This is a genomic window from Flavobacterium zepuense (assembly GCF_007097145.1).
GTDB classification, from domain to species: Bacteria; Bacteroidota; Bacteroidia; order Flavobacteriales; family Flavobacteriaceae; genus Flavobacterium; species Flavobacterium zepuense.
In genome coordinates this window covers 142,720-158,049 of record NZ_VJVZ01000001.1, presented here as the reverse complement: position 1 = coordinate 158,049, position 15,330 = coordinate 142,720, and the positions used below count along the sequence as shown (strand labels likewise).

The 15,330-nt window shown below is 49.0% G+C and carries 19 protein-coding genes and 1 pseudogene; 8 read left to right on the top strand and 12 right to left on the bottom strand.

Annotation, left to right across the window (positions count from 1 at the left end):
- Nucleotides 1-11: 11 nt before the first annotated feature.
- A complete protein-coding gene (locus FMM05_RS00785; RefSeq protein WP_143371433.1) occupies nt 12-137 on the top strand; it encodes a peptide-methionine (S)-S-oxide reductase in 126 nt (41 codons plus the stop codon).
- A 138-nt stretch (nt 138-275) separates the two neighbouring features.
- The gene (locus tag FMM05_RS00780) at nt 276-2,015 is read left to right on the top strand and encodes an FAD/NAD(P)-binding protein (protein ID WP_143371432.1); all 1,740 of its coding nucleotides are present in this window, start codon (nt 276-278) and stop codon (nt 2,013-2,015) included.
- Between the two features lie 243 nt (nt 2,016-2,258).
- Here the strand turns inward: FMM05_RS00780 and FMM05_RS20910 are convergent, their stop codons facing one another.
- From FMM05_RS20910 to FMM05_RS00745, 8 genes are all read right to left on the bottom strand, one after another.
- Nucleotides 2,259-2,549 carry a hypothetical protein gene (locus FMM05_RS20910; protein WP_185965477.1) on the bottom strand — a complete coding sequence of 97 codons (291 nt, stop codon included), beginning with the start codon at nt 2,547-2,549 and terminating at the stop codon, nt 2,259-2,261.
- A 398-nt stretch (nt 2,550-2,947) separates the two neighbouring features.
- Entirely contained in the window at nt 2,948-3,109 is a 162-nt protein-coding gene (locus FMM05_RS00775) for an SDR family NAD(P)-dependent oxidoreductase (protein ID WP_221932237.1), read from the bottom strand.
- A gap of 186 nt (nt 3,110-3,295) precedes the next feature.
- The gene (locus tag FMM05_RS00770; protein WP_143371431.1) at nt 3,296-4,213 is read right to left on the bottom strand and encodes a helix-turn-helix domain-containing protein; all 918 of its coding nucleotides are present in this window, start codon (nt 4,211-4,213) and stop codon (nt 3,296-3,298) included.
- A gap of 66 nt (nt 4,214-4,279) precedes the next feature.
- Nucleotides 4,280-5,038 carry an SDR family NAD(P)-dependent oxidoreductase gene (locus FMM05_RS00765; protein ID WP_143371430.1) on the bottom strand — a complete coding sequence of 253 codons (759 nt, stop codon included), beginning with the start codon at nt 5,036-5,038 and terminating at the stop codon, nt 4,280-4,282.
- Nucleotides 5,039-5,222: 184 nt separating this feature from the next.
- A complete protein-coding gene (locus tag FMM05_RS00760; RefSeq protein ID WP_185965476.1) occupies nt 5,223-5,708 on the bottom strand; it encodes an ester cyclase in 486 nt (161 codons plus the stop codon).
- 52 nt (nt 5,709-5,760) lie between these two features.
- Nucleotides 5,761-6,306, bottom strand: coding sequence for a nuclear transport factor 2 family protein (locus FMM05_RS00755; RefSeq protein WP_143371428.1), 546 nt, complete (start codon nt 6,304-6,306; stop codon nt 5,761-5,763).
- 161 nt (nt 6,307-6,467) lie between these two features.
- The gene (locus tag FMM05_RS00750) at nt 6,468-7,043 is read right to left on the bottom strand and encodes a Crp/Fnr family transcriptional regulator (RefSeq protein ID WP_143371427.1); all 576 of its coding nucleotides are present in this window, start codon (nt 7,041-7,043) and stop codon (nt 6,468-6,470) included.
- 3 nt (nt 7,044-7,046) lie between these two features.
- Nucleotides 7,047-7,418 (bottom strand): winged helix-turn-helix transcriptional regulator, encoded by a 372-nt coding sequence (locus FMM05_RS00745; protein ID WP_143371426.1) that lies wholly within the window; start codon nt 7,416-7,418, stop codon nt 7,047-7,049.
- A gap of 167 nt (nt 7,419-7,585) precedes the next feature.
- Here FMM05_RS00745 and FMM05_RS00740 point away from each other — a divergent pair, with 167 nt between their 5' ends.
- Nucleotides 7,586-7,924 (top strand): DoxX family protein, encoded by a 339-nt coding sequence (locus FMM05_RS00740; RefSeq protein WP_317129551.1) that lies wholly within the window; start codon nt 7,586-7,588, stop codon nt 7,922-7,924.
- The gene (locus FMM05_RS00735) at nt 7,925-8,593 is read left to right on the top strand and encodes an NAD(P)-dependent oxidoreductase (RefSeq protein WP_317129555.1); all 669 of its coding nucleotides are present in this window, start codon (nt 7,925-7,927) and stop codon (nt 8,591-8,593) included.
- Between the two features lie 2 nt (nt 8,594-8,595).
- Here the strand turns inward: FMM05_RS00735 and FMM05_RS00730 are convergent, their stop codons facing one another.
- The 4 genes from FMM05_RS00730 to FMM05_RS21150 form a co-directional block, all read right to left on the bottom strand.
- Complete coding sequence (locus FMM05_RS00730) at nt 8,596-9,180, bottom strand: Crp/Fnr family transcriptional regulator (RefSeq protein WP_143371423.1); 585 nt, start codon at nt 9,178-9,180, stop codon at nt 8,596-8,598.
- Between the two features lie 125 nt (nt 9,181-9,305).
- Nucleotides 9,306-10,520, bottom strand: coding sequence for a fumarylacetoacetate hydrolase family protein (locus FMM05_RS00725; protein WP_143371422.1), 1,215 nt, complete (start codon nt 10,518-10,520; stop codon nt 9,306-9,308).
- 15 nt (nt 10,521-10,535) lie between these two features.
- Nucleotides 10,536-11,486, bottom strand: coding sequence for a DUF6268 family outer membrane beta-barrel protein (locus FMM05_RS00720; protein WP_143371421.1), 951 nt, complete (start codon nt 11,484-11,486; stop codon nt 10,536-10,538).
- A 272-nt stretch (nt 11,487-11,758) separates the two neighbouring features.
- Nucleotides 11,759-11,941: a hypothetical protein gene (locus tag FMM05_RS21150; protein WP_235894348.1), complete on the bottom strand. Its 183-nt coding sequence runs from the start codon at nt 11,939-11,941 to the stop codon at nt 11,759-11,761.
- Here FMM05_RS21150 and FMM05_RS21145 point away from each other — a divergent pair.
- The 4 genes and pseudogenes from FMM05_RS21145 to FMM05_RS00705 form a co-directional block, all read left to right on the top strand.
- Nucleotides 11,874-12,407, top strand: a pseudogene (locus tag FMM05_RS21145) (carboxypeptidase regulatory-like domain-containing protein); the annotation flags it as partial. The gene FMM05_RS21150 and the pseudogene FMM05_RS21145 overlap by 68 nt on opposite strands.
- Before the next feature lie 204 nt (nt 12,408-12,611).
- On the top strand, nt 12,612-14,153 hold the full coding sequence (locus FMM05_RS21140) for a TonB-dependent receptor domain-containing protein (RefSeq protein ID WP_235894347.1): 1,542 nt from the start codon (nt 12,612-12,614) through the stop codon (nt 14,151-14,153).
- A gap of 115 nt (nt 14,154-14,268) precedes the next feature.
- Nucleotides 14,269-14,601 (top strand): hypothetical protein, encoded by a 333-nt coding sequence (locus FMM05_RS00710; RefSeq protein ID WP_143371419.1) that lies wholly within the window; start codon nt 14,269-14,271, stop codon nt 14,599-14,601.
- Nucleotides 14,598-15,323 carry a cryptochrome/photolyase family protein gene (locus tag FMM05_RS00705; protein WP_185965475.1) on the top strand — a complete coding sequence of 242 codons (726 nt, stop codon included), beginning with the start codon at nt 14,598-14,600 and terminating at the stop codon, nt 15,321-15,323. Before FMM05_RS00710 ends, FMM05_RS00705 begins: the two co-directional genes overlap by 4 nt.
- Nucleotides 15,324-15,330 lie beyond the last annotated feature (7 nt).

Below are 15,330 nucleotides of genomic sequence, written 5' to 3'. Positions count from 1 at the left end.
AATATAAGACAATGGGAAATTTAAAAAAAGCATATATAGCAGGAGGATGTTTTTGGGGATGGAAGATTTGTTCGGGGTGCAGCCCGGTGTTAAAAGATACCGAGGTAGGATATATAGGCGGGCAACAGATATTATAAATATTCATAAAATTAATGTAACATTTTACGTAAAAGTTTTAAAATTAAGCAAAAGCTATTTATTTAAGATTTATTACTGAATAATTTATAATACTCGTTTTAACTTAGTACTGCACAGTTATTAATTACTGTACTATAATGGAAGACACTAAAAAACGCATTGCAATACTGGGCGGTGGCCCCAGCGGGTTGTTTATGTATAAACGGCTGGTAAAAAGTGGCCGTACCGATATTGAAATAGAAATATTTGAACGCAAACAGCAATTGGGTGCCGGTATGCCTTATAGCGCTGAGGGTGCAAACAAGGAGCATATAACTAATGTATCGGGTAACGAGATACCCACTATTGTAACCTCTATACACGAATGGATTTGCTCGGTTGATAAAGAGATACTGAAGCCCTACGATATAACCCCATTAAACTTTAACGATTACAAGGTGCTGCCCCGGCTGTTGTTTGGCAAATATTTGGAGGCGCAGTTTGATTTACTAAAGTATATGGCCAGAGAAGCCGGGATTAGTACAGTAATGCATCTTGGTATTCAAGTTACTGATGTTATCGATAAGCCTGACCTTAATAAAGTGCTGGTAGAATTTGAAGGCTCAGCGATCGAGGAGTTTGATCTTGCCATTATTTGCACGGGCCATAATTGGCCCAAAAAACATGAAGGCAAAGTTGAGGGATATTTTGACAGCCCATATCCACCCGCTAAATTAGAATTGAAGCTTAACCACCCCGTTGCAATTAAAGGTTCATCTTTAACCGCTATTGATGCCATCCGCACGCTTGCCCGTAAAAATGGCTCTTTTAAAGAAGATGCAAACGGCATTCTACATTTTGAGCCTGCACCCGGTAGCGAAAACTTTAAAATGGTTATGCACTCCCGCAATGGGTTGTTGCCTGCAGTGCGCTTTCACTTGGAAGACTCTCACCTTCAAAACAGTTCGTTACTAACACCTGAAGCCATAGAACAGCACAAAAGCGCTAACGGGGGATTCCTGTCGCTCGATTTTATTTTTGAGAAAGATTTTAAAGACCTCTTTAAATATAAAGATCCTGAGTTCTATGCCCGCATTAAAGACGTAAGCATTGAACATTTTGTGGAGGATATGATGCACTATCGCGAAAATGCATCGCCATTTGACCTGCTACGGTTAGAATATGCAGAAGCCGATAGATCGATTAAAAAGCATGAGTCGGTCTATTGGAAGGAATCGCTGGCCGTGCTAAGTTTTGCCATGAACTATCCGGCTAAATATTTCTCAGCCGAAGATATGCTGAGGCTGCAAAAGGTGCTGATGCCTTTAATATCGATAGTAATTGCCTTTGTGCCGCAAACATCCTGTAAAGAGCTGCTTGCACTTCATGACGCAGGCCGGCTTGATATCGTACTGGTAGGACAGGACAGCGATGTTGAAATTAACGATACTGGCGGTATAACCTATCATTATACTGATGATACAGGTGACGAACTCTCTAACCGTTATAAAACTTTTGTAGACTGCGTAGGCCAGCCACATTTATTGTTTGAAGAGTTCCCCTTTAAGAGCATGCTGGATAATGGAACCATTAGCAAGGCAATACTTAAGTTTCAATCGGGTAATGAGGGCAGTAAAGCACAGGCATCGGGCAATAAAAAAGTAAAGCAAAATAAGGAAGGGTATTATTTAGAAGTCCCCGGCATTACGATCAATGATAATTTTGAGGTGATAGACACAAACGGAAAGGCCAACAAGCGTATTTACATCATGGCTGTACCGTATATTGGAGGCTTTAATCCCGATTATTCAGGGCTTGATTTTGGCGAGGAGGCCTCTATGCATATCATACGATCGATAATTACAGGAAATGAAGTCCCAATGGTAGATGTAAAGTAGGATAATTCAAGTAAATTTTGTTAGTGAATAGTTTAACACAAGCTTGCCACATCTTAACAAGCCCTTAAAGATTGGACGAGTAACTTTATAATTTTACAAAACAACAATTCCTATTCTTAATTTATTAACCTTTTGTCACTTACTACAATTATTAACTTTTTTCCCCTTAATACGTTAGCTACAAGATAAATATCGATTGCAACATTGGCTCACAAGACTGACTCTTACTTGGATAAAAAAATCTTATTGAAAGTAGTTTATCGCTAAAGCATATCTGCATCCTTGGTCTGACGCACTGTTCTGATTTAGGTTGAAATCCCAAGGTGCGCACCAGTGCGCTGTCAGAGTGAAGGTACCAAGGATTCGGTAATGGTTCAGATGACGATTCCATAGCGTTTCCGGTAACTTGGAGCAATTCATTATTGATAGGGCGGCATCATCAGTTATGTTGCAATTACGGTTATCTATTGCTCCCTGAAGGGCCAATTCCATGGCGGTTTCAATATCCTGATGGTGAATGGTATTGATTTTCATAGCCGGGTGCCATTTAGCGGCAGCCACGTGTTTCGGCAGCATCTCAAGATGCCCGTCTCTGTCGCCATACACCAATGGGAAACGCAGGATTATTCACTTAAGGCCACTATCTATTAACTCTCTTATTAGCCAGTCAGGAGCAATTTTAAACACTACCCAGGGCTTTGGATATCAGTGGTATCTTAATGGAAATGCTATTGTAGGAGCTACTGGACAAAACTATACAGCTACGGCTTTGGGTATCTATACTGTTGGCGTAAAATTAAGTGAGACAACTGAGGATTTTTTAATATCAGAACAATTAAATGTGGAAACTCTTGAGGCAATAGGCCAAAGTACAGTATTAGATTCTATTATAATTTATCCATCGTCCATACTGGTAACGTTGCCCTTCACGCCTATAAATCCTGAGCCAACTCATTTGCAGATTTATCAAGCGTTTGCTGATTTCTTCCTGAGATCGCCCCAACGGCGCCTTCGTTTTTTAATGCCTTAGTAATCCTAAATCCTATACCGCTGTTACCGCCGGTAACTACAGTTACTTTATCTTTAAGTTTCATATTAATAAAATTTATAGCGGCAAAATTGACCTTCTTTCCGCAACAATTAAAGGACATTCGGCACGAAATTTTGGGGACATTTGTCGCATAATTTTAACTTATGGACATTCTGTAAACTTCGAAACGGCAACAAGCAGCTACAACTACGTACAGAGCGGTAACTTTGGTCGGCTAAAGCAACTACTTTTAATTGAATGAGCTTCTGAACTCTAATGGCGAAAGATTGGTCTTGCTCTTGAAGAGCTTGGAAAAGCTCTGGCTGTGCTCGAATCCCAGCTGGTAGGCGATTTCGGACACAGAAAGCGGTGTGGCAGAGAGCTTTTCCTTGGCCTTTTCAATAAGCTTATCGTGAATATACTGCTTGGTGCTCTTGCCAATGAGCGAGCGGAGCATGTCACTTAAGTAGCCTGCGGACAGGTTGAGCTGTCCTGAGAGGAACTGTACCGTGGGAATGCCAAGGTCGTGCGTCATCCCTGAGTTGAAATACTCGTCCAGTATCGCTTCGGTCCGTTCCAAAAGGCCTCTGTTAATGGTCTTTCGCGTAATGAATTGGCGACGGTAGAACCGGTTGACATAGCTGAGCAGCAACTCCAGCTGTGCAATGATGACTTCCTGGCTAAATTCGTCAATGCGGCCGTTCAGTTCCTTTTCCAGTATCGCGTAGACTGACAGTATGGTCTGCTTTTCATCGTCCGATAAATGGAGCGCCTCATTTACGGCGTAGGAGAAGTAACGATATTCCTTTATCTTTTTTGCTAACGGATAGCCGTGCAGAAAATCCGGATGGAGCAAGAGGATGTAGCAGTCGGCATCGCCGCTGCTATCGGTAGCGCCCACCAATTGGTTGGGTGCCAGGAACAGCATGCCGCCATCGTTAAAGTCATAATAGTCCTGCCCGTACTTTAGCCGGCCGGAACTGTCTGAAATAAAGGTGATCTTATAAAAGTCCAAAACATCATAGCCCGGCAGCCGGTCAGGGTTTATGGGCTTATCCTTGTCAAAGTGGGTGAGGCTTACCAGGGGATGCTTCGGCTTGGGCATGCCAAAGGCCTCGTGTATTTCAGGGATGGAACGGTAACGGATAAGGTTTTCTTCTTTTTTCATGGATGAAAGATAGGAATAAAAAAAACCGATGGCCTGTACTGGCCACCGGTTTTAGATTGTTACATATTACCACGGATATTTTTCCTGGTTAGGGCCGGTAAACTGTCCGGTAACGCCGCTTTCATCAAGGGCTACCCGTACCGGTTCCTTAGAGCCTTCTTCCACCGAGTCGGTTCCCTGGAAATTGTTCAGCGCTGTGGCCGTAAATCCTGGGCTTACTGCATTAACGGTGATGTTGGTGTCTTCCAATTCTATTGCCAGGGCCACATTAACGGCATTCATGGCCGCCTTCGATGCCCCGTATACCACATCATAATGCTTCCTGTACGGGTTATCCGGATTCATGTTGAGCGTCATTGAGCCAAGGCCGCTGGAAACATTAACGATACGGGGTGCGGCCGCATGCCTGAGCAAGAGCAGTACTGCCTGTGTAACCGACACAACCCCAAACACGTTGGTTTCCCAAACCGCGCGCATCTCATCAACATTGACAACACTTGGCTTTTGGGCCGCAAGCATTTCCTCCATCGTACCCTTTTGGGTTCCGGCATTGGAGATTCCTGCGTTGTTCACCAAAAGGTCAAGCTTGCCAAATCGCTGCTGGATTTCCGCAGCCGCGGCATCAATGGTACTGCGAAGGGTGACGTCCAGTTGTACCGGTATCGCATTTTCACCCAGCTGCGCTGCCGCATTCCTTCCTTTTTCAATATTTCGCGCGCCGAGGTACACGATATAGTTGTTCTCGGCCAGTGCCTTGGCGATCTGGAATCCCACACCGGTATTGGCACCGGTTACCAATGCCACTTTCTTTTGTTCTGATTGCATAATTATATTGTTTTGTTATGCAAAGTTCCGCAGCCTGATAGGGTAAGATGTAGTAGGATTACAGTATTTTGTAGCCAAATTGAGGATGAACGGTAGGTAAAGCGTGCCTTACCGCCGGCCGGATTTACGGTTACTATCCCTATTCGGCTGCGAAGCCCTGCGATAGGATGCAGTATACGGTACGTTATTTCTTAAGCTGCTCCTTAACCTGGGCCGCATCGATCAGGTACCACATTTCTATGAATTTGCCGTTTCGCACCCTGTAGGAAGCGAATTCGGTAATTGATATCGAGGCGCCGGTCGGCTCATTTCCCAAAAACGTTTTTGTAGGCGTACCGGTATCGGTCAGGCGGCAGGCGATGCGCTCACCGTCGGTAAAGAGGTCTTCTATCTTCCACTCGTAGTCAGGTACCGCGTCCAATATGTATTGGAACCCACCTACAGAATCTTCTTTTTTCTTCTTTACCCCGTTAATTATCACATCGTCGCTCACCATTCCAGCTATAGCATCGAGGTCGCGGGCATTGGCCGCCGCAATGTAGCGCCTGTAAAAGGCATCGAGGGTTTCCGCTTGCTGTACGCTCTCTGCCTTGCCTTGCTCTTCAATTACCGCCTTTGCGCTTTTATCGGTGCAGGAGACAAGGCATAGAAGTGCGAGGGAAGCAAGCATTGTTTTCACATTTTTCATACGCATACGATTGGGTGAATATTCCTTAAAAGGATTAAGGCTTTACCTTTTGCGCCACCTCATATGAATCTTCCAATAAATGGTAGCTGGCCACCTTGCCATCCTTAACGACAATGTTGATGCTGAATTGGGATTTCATCACCTTGTTGTTTTTCTTGTTGCGTGATTCAAGGTACCCCAGGATGACTACCCTGTTCCCCTTGTCCAGCATGTCTATGAAATCAAGCTTTTCAGGCTTGATGTATTCGCGCAGCAATTCGTAATGCTTGGTGATCTGTGCCCTTCCCTTGCGCTTGCCGATCCACGGCACGGTTTGGGTATCGCCCGGGATGTCCATTTCGGCATCTTCGGCATAAAATTCCGCAAGCTCCGCTGGTGTAGCACCGCCCTTAAAGGCCATAAATAGTGCATTCACTACTTTTACCGCTTCTGATTCCTGGTTGTTTTCTGCTGTCTTATTTTCAGTTTGTGCTTCCATACGTACTGTATTGTTTGGATTAATAAAATTAGGGTTTGGGTTGTGTGCCAGGGCAGCGGAAAGCAGTACCGCCATCCCTGAGATTACCATTATTTTTGCCATTTCTCTTTTAATTAAAGTTTAAGCAAAGTTAGGGTGCAATACTGGGCTGGGGTAAGACATTTGTCTGAAAGGGCAGGGGACATTTGTCCCGTAGGGGAGCAGCAGGGAACGCTTTCACTGCTGACTATGAGGAAAGCAGGTCGTAGGTGAAAACAGCAGTACTATTTGCTATTGTTGCGGATGCGGCCGAGTGTCTTTGTCGATATGCCAAGGTAGGAGGCAATCATGTTCAGCGGGAATTTTTGCAGAAAATCAGGGTAGGCTGCATTAAGCGCTGCAAAGCGCTCTTCAGGCGTCTGGCTTATTGCGGCATGGATACGCTTTTCCGCAGAGATCACGCGCTGGCTGCTTATCGCGGCAATGGTTTTGGATACGGCCGAGATAGTGTCGATAAGCTCCTGCAGGTCACTTTCGGTAATGACCAGCAGCTCGGTATCTCCCAGCATGTCGATGTTGTAGCGGGTAGGGGTATGCAGGGTGAAGCTTTCGTTGTCGCCCACCCACCAGCCGCTGGTGCCGAAATGCAGGATGTGCTCATTGCCCTTTTCGTCTACCGAATAGGTGCGTGCGGCGCCCTGTACGATAAAGCTGAAGTATTTGCATATATCGCCCTCCTGCAAAAGGTACTGGCGCTTGCGCAGGCGCTTGGCCAGAAAGCGGGATGCAATACGTTTCTTTTCCATATCGGTAAGCAGTGTACCGGACTTTACTTCAAAATAGGCAAATAATAGCTCCATAGGCTAAACGCTAGGTTGTTTGAAGAGGTGGTTGCGGTGGGTAACGCCCCAGTCTGAGATGGCAACGATGACACCTTCAAGGGTCCTGCCGTGTGCGGTAAGCTCGTATTCTACCGTGACAGGCTTGGTATCCATCACCGTACGGCTTACGATCTTATTCTCCTCGAGTTCCTGGAGCTCCCTGGAAAGCATCTTTACACCGATGCCGTCGATTGCCCTTTGTAGGTCCATAAAGCGCATGCGCCCGCTGCGGAACAGGAGCCCGGCAATCTGGATCTTCCATTTGCCCGATAGCAGCTGCAGGGTATCCTTAATGGCTATAAGCGACATAGGGTCGCAGGCCAATGGTTCGGGCTTTTGATTTTTGGGGTTCATTTTCAGGTACTTTCATTCAGGAAACTAGTTTCCCAAGGTTAAGAGATAAGGTCTGTAAAGTTAATGCATTTTACTTTTGGGGCAGTAACAATACGATAAATATATGGACTCTACACAAAAAAACAAAAAGAATCGGCTCGTTCCGATCTTCGGCCTGATCGTTTCAATTGTCTCTTGCCTTCCCTTATTTTACGGCACACTCGTCGGATTTTTCAGCCTCCCGTCACCCATACACCCAGGAGATGGTTGCCATGGGAATGCCGGCAGGCACCCCCTTTACACTTTCGTGTATCTTGCTGCCCTGTCTTATCGTATACTTCCTGCCCCGGACCTCGGCTATTGGGGCTATACTGCTTACAGGGTACATGGGAGGTGCCATTGTGGCCCACTGGCGTGTTGGGGAGGCCTTTGCGCATTGCATAGCGGTGATCCTGCTGCTCTGGACAGGCCTTTGCCTGCGCGATACGGCCATTTGGCAATCCGTAAATCCATTTAGAACGCGTTAAATCAATTACAACACCTATGAAAAAGCTATTATTACTGGGCGCAAGCGAAGAACCGGCGCCCTGGTCATGAAATTTGCGCTGGAGCGCGGCTACGGCGTGGTGGCCTTGGTGCGCAAGCCTGCGGAATTTGGGCACCGCCACAAAAACCTGAAAATTATCGAAGGCACGCCCTATAACCCTGAAGATGTGCTCAAGGCGATCAAGGGCTGCGATACCGTGATCAGCACCCTGAACAATCCAAGGAAATCGGACCTGCCCTGGGCAGCCCAGATCGGACCCACGGATGTGCTGCAGCGCACTACGGCCAATGCCCTGGCCGCCATGAAGGCGCAGGGCGTACAGCGTATCATACGGCAGTCCACGATCGGCGCCGGTGAGAGCATGGCGCTGGCACCCGGGCTGACGCGCTTCATGGTACGGCATACCAACCTCAAGATCGTATTTAGCGACCATACAAAAGCCGACAGGCTGTTGGCCGCGTCAGATACGCAATGGACATCGGTAAGGCCGGTGGCGCTGACCAACAGTACAAAGGACAAGCCGGTAACGGTGGACTACACGGCAAAACCCGGAATGTTCGTAAGCCGGCGCAACGTGGCACGCTTCATCGTGGATTGCATAGAAGATCCGGATTATTTCCAAAAGGCACCCATCCTCTCAGAAAAATAAGCTTATGCTTTTTTCCGTATCCTGCTCAGGTGCTCTGGCGTTAGCCCTAAATAGGAAGCGATATAATACTGCGGTACCTGCTGCACGATCTGGGGATACGCTTTCGCAAAATCCCGGTACTGCTCATCATGCGTTGTCGTGATGAGCTTTTTACGCTTTTCCTCGCTGGCGCAAAAAATATGCTCAATGATCAGCCGCCCGAAGCGTTCCCATATCTTATACCGGTCATAAAGTGCATTTATCGACGCCTTGTCCAGCAGCAGCAGCTCCACATCGGTAAGCGCCTCTATATACTGCGTGGATGGCGATTGCGTGATAAAGCTGTGGTAGGCACTGGTAAACTGGTTTTCGCCGATAAAGTCGACGGTGGTCTCCTTATCGTTCACAAAATTGTATTCCCTGAGCACGCCCGAATTTAAGAAGGCTATAAAATTGCATACGCGCCCTTCGGAGAGCAGCAATTCCTTTTTCTTAAGGGAGGCAAAGCGCACGATATCCACGAACGCCTCCCATTCCTCGGGATTGGGATTGATGATCGTTCGTATAAAAGCCTCTATTTTGCCAAGCGGATCGGTTGGGGTCATCATGATGTTCGTGTTATTAGGGCAAAGGGTTGACCGCCTAAAAGTATAAAATTTGGCGGTAAGGGCGCTATAGCGCAATGCATTAATCGCTCCCTAATCAACGCAGCGGCTGATCGATAAATTGTAGGCTACCTGACAATATTGGTCCTTATGGTCCCCAGATAGCTGATCGTGCTTTCCACACGGTCACCCGGCTTAAGGTAGTTCGGGTTTGCCATTTGCTCCTTGAGGTACTGCTGTAGGATATAGGGATGCATCTTTGCAGTAAGGAACCTGCCTGTAAAGATGTATTTTAATACCCTGCCAAAAATAAAGCTGCCTTTGGGCGCCTTGAATACCACACCGGCAGGCGTACCGGTTACAATAATGCTGCCTGCCGGGATGCAGTCGCCCTCAAACAAGGGTATCCGGCGCCCCGCATAGTAGCTTTCAGCCCTGTTTTTAGTGCCCAACGAGCGCGCAATGATCTCATCGATCTTCCATACCATGTCCCTTGCGGCGCCTTTTTGGCGCAGTGTCCCGTTCAAGCTCAGCTCAAGCTGGAGTTCGGCCACAAACGTGCGCCAGTTTCGGGGGATCACCATGTAGGGGCCGGTGGGCAAAAATCCCTTCAGGCTTTTGGCATCGGGGAAACCCTTGCCGCCGGTAACATCCTGGCTGTCCATGTTGCGCATCAGCGTAGCGCGATCGGTAAAGTCGTTTACCACCATAAAGCCAATGCGCTGGCTGTCGTCCAGTTCTGGGGAACAAATGTCGGAAGGGAACACGATCCCGAGCTCGACCTCGTGGTCAAGCAGCCAGCCCTCGGTATAGTGCAGGGTATGCAGGGCCGGGTCGGTCTCCACAAGCTTTGGGAACATGAACGGCCTTACCTGTCCGGTTTCCTTTCCGTGTTCGGCATAATTGATGCCGATGGCCAGGTGCCTGCTGCCGGAAACGCAAGGCAAAAGGTCGCTATAGCCTACCGTTACCGCCGTAGCTTGGCTGCTTACCAGCGCTGAGAGCTGGTCAAACTCGCTGCCGGCAATAAGGGAAAATATCTCGCTGTCGAACCGCCCCAACAGTTCGCTCAGGTCAACTCCGGTAATCGTTTCCCCGTTGTCCTCCCTTACGGCCAGTACATGGACTTTCCCCTCCTTAAGGAACCGGCTCAGGGTAAGGGCTTCCTGCGGCTGCCTGATCCTGTTTTTTTTCAGGATGCCGGTCTCGGCCAGGCTATCCAGTAGCACTCCTGCCGCGGGGGCCGATCCCTGTGACTGTGCTTCGGCAGGCTGCGCGGTAAACACCGCCAGTAGTGTAAGCAGGCAGCTTGCCGCCATACTGTTGAAGAATTTATTGATCATGATATAAGGTATTTGTTATTTGTGCTTCCCCGGAACGATGCGATAGCTGAGGCCGACCTTGAAGGAAAGGCCGCTGCTTACCTCCGGGTTAAGCGGGTCGGCCCGGTTGCCCATTTCATAGAAGTCGATAAAGCCCTTGGCCTTGTCATAGCTGTTGTACACTTCCATATTCCGGATCAGGGTATAGGCGGCCGTGGCCCGGACGGCCCAGCTATCGGTGATGTAGCGCTCGATAAACAGGCCGGGATTTACGGAGTTGTATTCAAAGTAGCGGTTCTGGTTCTCAAGCCTGTAGGTGGAGTTCTGTACAAAAAGGTTGAATCCTACGTTGACCTTTGGGCTGGCCGCATAGCTTATGGTAAGGCTATGGGGCACATCGCCGAATACCATCCACCTGTCGGTTACCTTCCAGTCCATGCCGACCAATACCACGTATTGCGGGCCATAGAACTGCTGGCGGTATCCCAGGATCGCTTTCCAGGTAATCGCCTCGGAGGCTTTCCAGCTGGCCCGGAATATCACCCCGAAATTGATGTCCGATGCCTTGATGGCTTTGTAATCGCTGTTGAGGGTGGGCACCAGCAGTCCGGTCAGGTTTACATCCCTGCCCACCCTGGTGCTGTACCCCAGCGTAGGGGAGATGCTGTAGACGCTGTTGGGCTCAAAATCGGGGTGCGTACCCGAAAAATTGAACGCTTCCAGGCTACCGCCCACAATAAGGTATCTGGAGCGGTCTTCCCTTAGGAAAATGGGTACCGCAGCGGTTAGCTTCATATTGTTGCCGGAAAAGTTTTGGTCCCCGCCCGGCGCTTCGATCTTCATGGGCAGGTGCTCGTAGCTGATGTTCACGCCTTCGATATAGCCTTGGGCGGCACATTGGGCGTGTATCAGTACTAGTAGGGCCGCTGCCGCTGCCAAGCGCCCACCAGCTATGCCCAGGTAGGGTAGTATGTGTATGGTCTTCATAAGGCTGTCCTTTAGTTAGGGTTGTGTTTATGGTTCCAAAAGTAGTGGCACGCAAACAGGGGTTCATTGATGTTTATCAATATCGTCCTCAGTAAGGGAAATTGTTGAGGCGGTTTCGATATTGATAAATATCAATGCCCGGCTGGCCTGTCCCTTACATCTTTGCACTGTCCGGTAACCACTTGCCGCCGGGCAGGCGCTTTACAATTGCAGGCAATCAATTGTTTTGCGGCAGGACAGCCATTTGAATCAATTCGAACAACTTTAAAAAATCAGAACATGGTAAAGTACATTTTAAGCAGTGCATTTCTTATTATAAGTGCAATGGCGTTTGCCCAAACAGGCACCATCAGGGGAACGCTGACCGACAAGCAATCGGAGAAGCCCATAGCGGCAGCTACGGTAGCACTTATGGGCGACCCGAACATCGTAGCCATCAGTGACGATAATGGCATGTTTACCCTTGCCGGGGTTGCTGTAGGCAGGCAAACGATACTGGTGAGCTTTGTGGGCTATGAAAACGCCACTCTGCCCGAGATCGACGTTACCGCCGGCAAGGACGCCATAGTGGCGGTGGCGCTGACAGAGAGTTTCAATTCCCTGGAAGAGGTAGTCATCACTTCAGGAGGCAATAACAAGGCCAAGCCGGTAAACAAGATGGCGGCCGTATCCGCGCGTCAGTTCTCCCCGGAAGAGGTCAACCGCTATGCCGGGGGGCGCAGCGATGTGGCGCGCCTGGCCTCTAACTTTGCCGGGGTATCCACGGCCGACGACAGCCGTAATGATATCGTGATACGCGGCAACTCGCCCACAGGGCTGCTATGGCGCCTGGAGGGCATTCCCATCCCAAGCCCCAACCACTTTTCTACACTGGGTACCACAGGCAGCCCGGTATCGGCGCTGAATCCCAACCTGCTGGCAAATTCCGACTTCATTACCTCGGCCTTTCCGGCAGAATACGGCAATGCGATAGGCGGTGTGTTTGACCTGGGCCTTCGCAAGGGCAATGCCTATGAGTACGAATATACGGTAGGCGTGGCGGCGTTCCCGGGCCTGGAGGCCATGGCGGAGGGGCCACTGGGCAAGAACGGGGGCTCCTTCCTGGCGGCGGGGCGTTTCGGTATCGTGGGCCCGCTGGGCTTTGCGGGTGTAACGGCGCAGCCCAACTACAGCGACTTTTCGTTCAATGTTGACCTGGGCAGGGGCAAGCTGGGTAACTTTTCAGCCTTTGGCATACTGGGTACCTCTAATATTGACCTGATCGGCAAAGATGTGGAGCTGGACGGCGACGACCTTTTTGCCACGCGTGATACCGACCAGTTCGTAACTTCGGGGTTCAGCGCCTTTGGCATAAAGCATACCCTGGATGTGGGGGAGAATTCCGTATTGAAGAGCGTGGCGGGCTACTCGTCTTCAAAGAACACCATAGAGGAAGACCGCTATTACAACCTTGATACCCCGCAGGAGACCAAGATACGCTTTGCTGACGGGGAGACTACCGAGAGCCGCTTTACCTTCTCCTCGGTGCTTAACTCAAAATTATCCAGCAAGCTTAACTTCCGTACCGGGCTGCTGCTGGAGCTTTTCTCGCTTGAGGCCAACCGCTGGGACCGCGACCGCCAGGCCGATAATGACGGTGACGGCTACCCCGATTATGTCAACCTGCTGGACATGGATGGCAGCTACAGCATCGTGCAGCCGTATGCCATGGGGCAGTACAGGCTTACCGAAAAGCTGACCCTTAATGCCGGTGTCCACACCCAGTACTTTTCACTCAATGAGCAGTTTGTGGCCGAACCGCGGGCTGCTGTCACCTACGCGCTTACCGAACGCAGTTCCCTGAATTTCGGCTATGGCCTGCACCACCAGAATGTCGCCGCCCCGCTGCTGTTTCTAAATGAGAACGTAAGCGGTACGCTGCAGCAGACCAATAAGAACCTCGACCTGGTGCGCAGCCAGCATTACGTAGTAGGGTATGATATCCGCTTCGCCGATAAGTGGCGTGCCAAGGTCGAAGCTTACTACCAGGACATTGACAAGGCGGCAGTGGAACGCACCCCTACCAGCTATTCCTCGCTGACGGAAGGATCTAATTTCGGCTTTTCAACGGATAAGACCTCATTGGTGAGCAAGGGCACCGGGCACAACCAGGGAATAGAGCTTACCCTGGAAAAGTTTTTCAGCAGGGGCTACAACGCATTGCTTACCACATCATTTTTTGAAAGCAAATACAAGGGCAGCGATAATATAGAGCGCAATTCGCCCTTCAACAACGGTTACGTGATTAACGCGCTGGGCGGTAAGGAATTCAAGATCGGCAAGAATAAGAAGGATGTCTTTTCCATAAACGGAAAGCTTACTACCGCAGGCGGGCGCTATTATACCCCGGTTGACCTGCCGGCATCGATTGCCAATGGCTATGAGGTGCGTGACGACCTAAGGGCCTTCAGCGAGCAGTACGATGCCTACTTTAGGATGGATATCAAGTTCGCCTTTAAGATCAACAGCAGTACTAAGAAGCGTTCGCATTCGTTTTATGTGGATTTCCAGAACGTTAACAACAACAGTAATGTGTTCACTAAGGATTATAACCGCGTAACCCAGCAGGTAAACCAGATCGACCAGATCGGATTCCAGCCTGATTTTGGTTACCGCTACCAGTTTTAAATATAGTTAGTTGGGTTGATTTGGTTGGGTTTGCCCGTTACGCTGTAGCTCGGCAAGCCCTTTCAATATACTGAGTGCAGCACACTTGAAAGAATATAACCATTAACAAGCTACCATGACAGCACAAAAGAACATTGTATACTACCTCGACAACAATGAGATCTCGATACTGGAGATCGAGGACAAGGCGGCCGGCTTGCTTGATATCGCCTGGCTGATCTACAAAGGCAGTGGGCTAACGCAGTCCTTTACCTTTCGGCGTGCCGGAACGGTGCGGCTGCGGCCCGGGTACGGAAAGCTTGGCTATTATCGCGGGAGTGGCAGCGATAAAAAGCTGTATATAGAAATTGACAGGAACATCGTGCCGTTCAGGGAAAGGAAGGCCGACTGGCTGCGATGCATACCGACGAGTTGTACCTGTACCATTCGTGCCTCTCATTTTCTATGAATACTAAGATGCTTTCAACTAAAGAAGTCGTCAAGGCCGCTATAGTTGTATGGGAAAATGATAAAAAAGCAATCACGCACAATCACCTAGAAGGTTTTGTGCGCCAAATCCTTGGATGGAGAGAATACATGCGAGGGATTTACTGGATGAAAATGCCTGAATTCGCAGGCCTTAATTTTTTCGGGCATTCGCGGCAACTGCCGGGATGGTACTGGACTGGCAATACTAAAATTAATTGCCTTAAAAGTGCCATCAGCCAGTCGCTGAGTGGTGCTTATGCCCACCACATACAAAGGCTCATGATTACCGGGAATTTCGCGCTATTAGCGGGTGTGGCACCTGAGCAGGTGGATTTTTGGTACCTGGGTATCTATATCGATGCCATTGAGTGGGTGGAAATCACCAATACCCGTGGAATGAGCCAATATGCCGACGGTGGCGTAACAGGCTCGAAGCCATATACAGGCAGCGCAAATTACATACACAAAATGAGCAATTATTGTGAAGGCTGTAGATATGACCGGTTAGAGCGCGCCAGCAATAATGCCTGCTCGTTTAACAGCCTTTACTGGGATTTTCATGACCGCCACTGCAAAAAACTCAACACCACCCTCGGCTTGCAATGGTGTACCGGCTGTGGGATAAGATACCTGATGAAAAAGAACAAACCCTTGAAAGAGCGGCCTATTGCCTGGATAATATGGAACAATTGTAAAAAATAAGTATGTA